Annotated in this window: 6 protein-coding genes; 1 reads left to right on the forward strand and 5 read right to left on the reverse strand. The window is 63.6% G+C overall.

The window, feature by feature from the left end:
- Window positions 1–215 precede the first annotated feature (215 nt).
- From ACNA7R_RS19090 to ACNA7R_RS19110, 5 genes are read right to left on the reverse strand one after another with little or no spacing between them, the layout of a single operon-like run.
- Window positions 216–926 (reverse strand): ABC transporter ATP-binding protein, encoded by a 711-nt coding sequence (locus ACNA7R_RS19090; protein WP_416285101.1) that lies wholly within the window; start codon window positions 924–926, stop codon window positions 216–218.
- Entirely contained in the window at window positions 927–1,658 is a 732-nt protein-coding gene (locus ACNA7R_RS19095; protein ID WP_416285102.1) for an ABC transporter ATP-binding protein, read from the reverse strand.
- A complete protein-coding gene (locus tag ACNA7R_RS19100; protein WP_416285103.1) occupies window positions 1,655–2,764 on the reverse strand; it encodes a branched-chain amino acid ABC transporter permease in 1,110 nt (369 codons plus the stop codon). The genes ACNA7R_RS19095 and ACNA7R_RS19100 overlap by 4 nt, the downstream gene beginning before the upstream one ends.
- Window positions 2,757–3,641: a branched-chain amino acid ABC transporter permease gene (locus ACNA7R_RS19105; RefSeq protein ID WP_416285104.1), complete on the reverse strand. Its 885-nt coding sequence runs from the start codon at window positions 3,639–3,641 to the stop codon at window positions 2,757–2,759. Before ACNA7R_RS19105 ends, ACNA7R_RS19100 begins: the two co-directional genes overlap by 8 nt.
- A 6-nt stretch (window positions 3,642–3,647) precedes the next feature.
- Window positions 3,648–4,877: an ABC transporter substrate-binding protein gene (locus ACNA7R_RS19110; RefSeq protein ID WP_416285105.1), complete on the reverse strand. Its 1,230-nt coding sequence runs from the start codon at window positions 4,875–4,877 to the stop codon at window positions 3,648–3,650.
- Between the two features lie 173 nt (window positions 4,878–5,050).
- Between ACNA7R_RS19110 and ACNA7R_RS19115 the strand changes: the two genes are divergently transcribed.
- Window positions 5,051–5,285 (forward strand): hypothetical protein (locus tag ACNA7R_RS19115; RefSeq protein ID WP_416285106.1); only part of this gene is annotated, 235 nt, incomplete at its 3' end.

Consider the following 5,285-nt stretch of genomic DNA (forward strand, 5'->3'; position numbering starts at 1 on the left):
TCGTCCGGCGTGAGATCGAGGAACAGTTCCTCGCCCAGCTCCCGGACGTCGTCCTCGGACGGCGGACGGATTGGCATGTGCTTCCATCACTGCTCGAACAAAAATGGATTCAGCATGGGCCTGCGAAGTCGGTTCAAACGCGAGAAGCGCCGGGGACGTCTCGCGGAATGCTCGCTCGAGCGCGCGACGGCTAGCACGCGTCGACTCGTCGGCACTCAATGAACGCCGACGTAGGCGTCGCGAATGTACTCGTTCTCTCGGAGTTCCGAGGCGGAGCCGGAGAGTTCGATCGTGCCGGTTTCGATGAGCGCGAGCCGTTCGGCGTGACGAAGCGCGAACGTTGAGTTCTGTTCGGCCAGCAGGATCGTCAGCCCCTCGTCGTTCAGCCGCTCGATCGCCTCGTTGATGTCCTCGATGATGATCGGTGCGAGCCCGAGCGTCGGTTCGTCGAGCATCAGTACCTCGGGATCGCTCATCAGCGCCCGGCCGATCGCGAGCATCTGCTGTTCCCCGCCGCTCATCGTCTCGGCCTCCTGTCGCCTGCGCTCGTCGAGGCGCGGGAACAACTCGTAGACCATCTCGAGATCCTCTCGAACCGCCTCGCGGTCCTCGCGGAACTGCGCGCCCATCAGCAGGTTCTCGTGAACCGAGAAGAACGGGAACAGGTCCCGGTCCTCGGTGCAGTAGACGAGGCCGTCGGTGACGATCTCCTGGGTGGTTCGTCCGGCGAGATCGGTTCCGGCGTACTCGATCCGTCCCTCATAATCGACAAAGCCCGCGATGGCGTTGAGCATGGTCGTCTTGCCAGCGCCGTTGGGTCCGATCACGCCGTAGATCTCCCCGGGTTCGATCGCCAGCGAGACCCCCTTCAGCGCGTGGGCCTTGCCGTATCGGACGTGAACGTCAGTGAGTTCGAGAACGGCCATCTACGCCACCTCCATCCCGCCGAGATAGGCGTTTCTGACGCGCTCGTCCGTCGTGACCTCGTCGGGAGTTCCCTCCATCAGGAAGTCCCCGTTGTCGAGGACGACGGCCCGATCGACCAGTCCCATCAGCCCGCCCATGTTGTGATCGACGATGACCAGCGTGATTCCCAACTCGCGGAACCGCTCGAACGTCGCCACGAGGTCACCGATCTCCTGTTGGTTCATCCCGGCGAAGGGTTCGTCGAGCAGGAGGAGGTCGGGTTCGGTCGCCAGCGCCTTCGCGATCTCGAGGCGCCGAACGTCGGCGTGTGGCAACTCATCCGGCAGCTCCTGGAGGTCCTCCTCGAGGCCGACCCGGGCGGCGTACTCGTAGATCTCCTCCTCGCTCGCCCCGCCGCGCAGTGAGAGGATGCTGTTCGGCAGCGTGAACAGCTTGATGTTGCCGGCGACGGGCAGGCTGTCGATCGGGTTCGACTCCTGGGAGACCCGCGACAGCCCGCTGTTGACGACCTGGTGCGTTCGGTGGTCGGTGATCTCCTCTCCGTTGAACCGGATCGTCCCCGCGGTGACGTCGTACTCGCTCATGATGCAGTTGAATATCGTCGACTTGCCCGACCCGTTCGGGCCGATCAGTCCGACGATCTCGCCGCGATCGACGGTAAACGAGACGTCGTCGACCGCGACGAGGCCGCCGAACCGTTTCGTGAGGCCGTCGATCTCGAGCAGGCTCATCGGTTCTCACCCCGGCGACCGTAGCCGTCGAGCTTGTGCCACAGTCTCCGGAACAGGCCGTCCCGGGCGAACACCAGCACGAGCAGGACGATCACCCAGAGGATGGTCCACCGGGCCGACGCCGGCAATCCCTCTAGCAGGAAGTCCTCGAGCATGACGAACAGGAACGCCCCGCCGAGCGGGCCGAGGATCGAGCTCATTCCGCCCAGTACCGCCATCGCGATCATCTCGATGCTGTTGTCGACGACGACGAACGTCGTCGGATCGACGGAGCCGTAGTAGTGGACGAGAAGCACGCCGCCGATACCCATCGGGATCGAGCTCAGGACGAACGACCAGAGCTTGAACTTCGTCGCGTCGAGTCCGGCGGCGTTGACCGCTGACTCGTTCTCCCGGATCGCCATGAGCACGAGCCCGACGTTCGAACGGGCGACGAACGTCAGTGCCACGGCGACGACGAGCATCGGAATCAACATGTAGTAGTAGCGCACGAGCGGATCGTACGTGAACACCGACACGGCCTGGATTCCGGTCTCTCCGCCGGTGTACTCGCTGAACGGGCGGATCAGTCGGTAGAAGATCAGCACGGCGACGAACGTAATCAGCGAAAAGTACGGGCCGCTGAGCCGGAGCGACGGCAGCGCGATCAGCAGGCCGACGACCAGTGCCGCCAGGACCGAGAGCGGAATCGTGATCGCCATCGACATCTCGGGGTCGACGTTGTAAACGAGCATCGCCGTCGCGTACGCCGCGGCTCCCGACAGCACGGAGTGGCCGAAGCTGATGTAGCCGGTGTAGCCGCTCTGAATGTCCCAGCTCATCGCGAACACGGCCCAGATACAGGCGACCGTCATCGTCTGGACGAGCGAGAACGTCCCCCAGAACGGGGCCGTCAGCAGCCCGACCAGCGAGCCGAAGATCAGCAGAAACTGGAGCCCGTTCATCTCGCCGAACGTCGCCCCGAACAGCCGATTGTAGCCGTTTGCGAGGGGCTGGAAGAGCGGATTGATCCGGCTGCCGACGGCGTCGAGTCCGTCGTCGACGCTGTGCCAGGTGTTCCGCAACGCTCGCCTCGCGCCGGTCGAGCGGTCGGTTTCGTTACTCATGGACGAACTCCCTCCCGTACAGTCCCTGTGGCAAGACCAGCAAGACGACGACAAGGACGATCAGCGAGAAGATCCCCTGGAAGCTCGAGCCGAGAAACTGGATCGTCACCGTCTCGAGGTAGCCGATGAGGTAGGCTGCGACGACCGACCCCTTGATGCTGCCGATGCCGCCGATGACGACGATGATGAACGCGATGGCCAGCGGGTTGAGCCACATCTCGGGATACGTCGAGAGCAGCGATCCCAGGAACACGCCGGCGATGCCGGCGAACGAACCCGCGATCAGCCACGTTCGGGACTTGACGAAGTCGAGGTCGACGCCGGTGAGCTGTGCCCCGCGCTCGCTCATCGAAGTCGCGAGGATCGATCGGCCCTCGTCGGTCCGGGTCACGTAGTACCACAGCAGGCCGATCGCAACCCAGGAGATGACGAACCCGAGCAGCTCCATGTACCGAACCCGGGTGCCAACGGTCTCGAGATGGATCGAGCCGGCGACGAGCGGAACGAGCTGGTAGGGATCGGTACCGAACCAGAACGTCACGAGTTCGGTCGCCAGCAGCGCCAGAACGACCGTCGCGAGGAACGTGACGACGACGTTCTCCTCGATGAACTGTACGATCCCCGCATACATTGCGTAGGAGGCGCCCGCGGAGACGGCGACGGCGAGGACGAATCCCACCAGTGGGGGCAAAGAGAGCAGCCCGCCCGTCGAGGTGAGCCCCAGGTACGCGAAGGCGCCGAGCATGATCAACGCGCCGTGTGCGAGGTTCAACACGCCGCCGACGCCGAAGATCATGGTGAATCCGATCGCGATCAGCGCGTAGACGGCACTGATCATCGCACCCAGGATCAGCACCGACAGCAGTGTACCGAGCATGTCTGGCTACAACCACTCCGGTGCGACGTGGTCGGCGGTCGCGTCGGACTCGGGGAAGACGCACTCGACTTCCCCGCCCTCCTGCCACTGAGTCATCGGGAAGTTCGAGATGAAGTCGTCCTCGTCGCGCGTTTCCCGGAGGTCGTTCGGATACTCCGAGTCCTCGCCGTACAGCACCATCTCGCCGGCCGCGCCGGTGTGTTCGGTCTCGAGCATCGCGTCGACGATATCGTCCAGATCGCTCTCGTAGTCGGCGGTGCCGGCGCTCTCGATGGCCTCCCGATAGAAGTGGACCGCGTCGTAGGAGTTGAACCCCATGTACATGGGTTTGCTCGGTGGATCGTCGTCGGCGTAGCGGTCCTCGTACTCCTCGACGAACGGCATCGTCCGGTCGGTGAGCTCCGCGACGCCGCCGGCACCCGACTGGGAGGTCGTCTCGTACAGACACGCACCCTCCGTTGCGTCCCAGAACGCCGGCGACATACCCGGAACGTTGATCCCTTCCACCGCGAACGGGTACTCGTTGCTCTGCCACGTCGAGATGAACGCCGCCGAGTCCGCGTGAGCGATAAACCGGAACACAGCGTCGGCGTCCGCGCTGTCCACGTCGTCCAGATACTGGGTGAAGTCGTCGGTCTCGATCCCCATCGTGTCGGTGTGGACGACGTCGAACCCCCGATCTTCGATCTCGTCGGGCAGTCGGTCCATGAACGGACCGGTCCAGGCGGCGTCGTCGGCCAGGATGGCAAACTCTTCCCAGCCGTGTTCCTCGGAAAGAAACTCCGCGTACTGTCCCATCGCCTCCGCCTGGAGGTCGGAGTTGATCGGTCCCGTTCGGAAGACGTTCCTGTACTGTTCGTAGTCCCGTCCGTGAAACTCCGTGATCGTCTCGGGATCGGCCGATCCGGTGATAATAAACGGCACGTTCCGGTCGGCGACGAAGTCCAGGACTCCTTGCGTCACCTCGCTGACGAACGTTCCGATCAACAGGTCGACGTCGTCTTCCTGAACCAGGCTCTCGACGACCGCGGTTCCCTCGTCGACCTGCCCTTCCGTGTTCTCCGAGAGCAGTTCGACCTCCTGGTCGAGGATCCCGCCGTCGTCGTTAGCCTCGTCGACCGCGATTTCGATGCTTCGCTCCGCACCCAGCCCCATCTGGGATCGCGTCGGCGCCAGGTGCCCGATTCGGAACACATCGTCGTCGCCGCCGTCGATTCCGCCGAGACAGCCGGCCATCCCGACGGCTGCCGTACTCCCTCCGACAGCCCCGAGGAAGGTTCGGCGGTTGATCGTACCGTTACCAATATTTCGTATCGTCTCCTTCCCACTACCTTTGTTAGCCATTATTAATCACTGGATTAGCAACTTTGGGCTGTGTTTAGGTTCCGGTCTATTAAACATGTGGGTAGGTGACAATCACCGCGATACACTCAGACACGTGTGACGTGCGGTCAAGGAGCGGGTACGACCCATCGACAGCCGAATCGAGTGATCGATCGCCGGACCGACCCCCTATCGTTCGGTCGAGAAGCGGAGTCGGGTCGGTCCGTCGCCACTCGAGCGTCGGGCTAGACGAGCGCCTCGAGGTCGGTCGGTCGCTCGAGCAGCCGGTACTCGCCGTCGTCGTACGCGAGGACGCCCTCG

Source organism: Natronococcus sp. (assembly GCF_047921035.1).
Lineage (GTDB): Archaea > Halobacteriota > Halobacteria > Halobacteriales > Natrialbaceae > Natronococcus.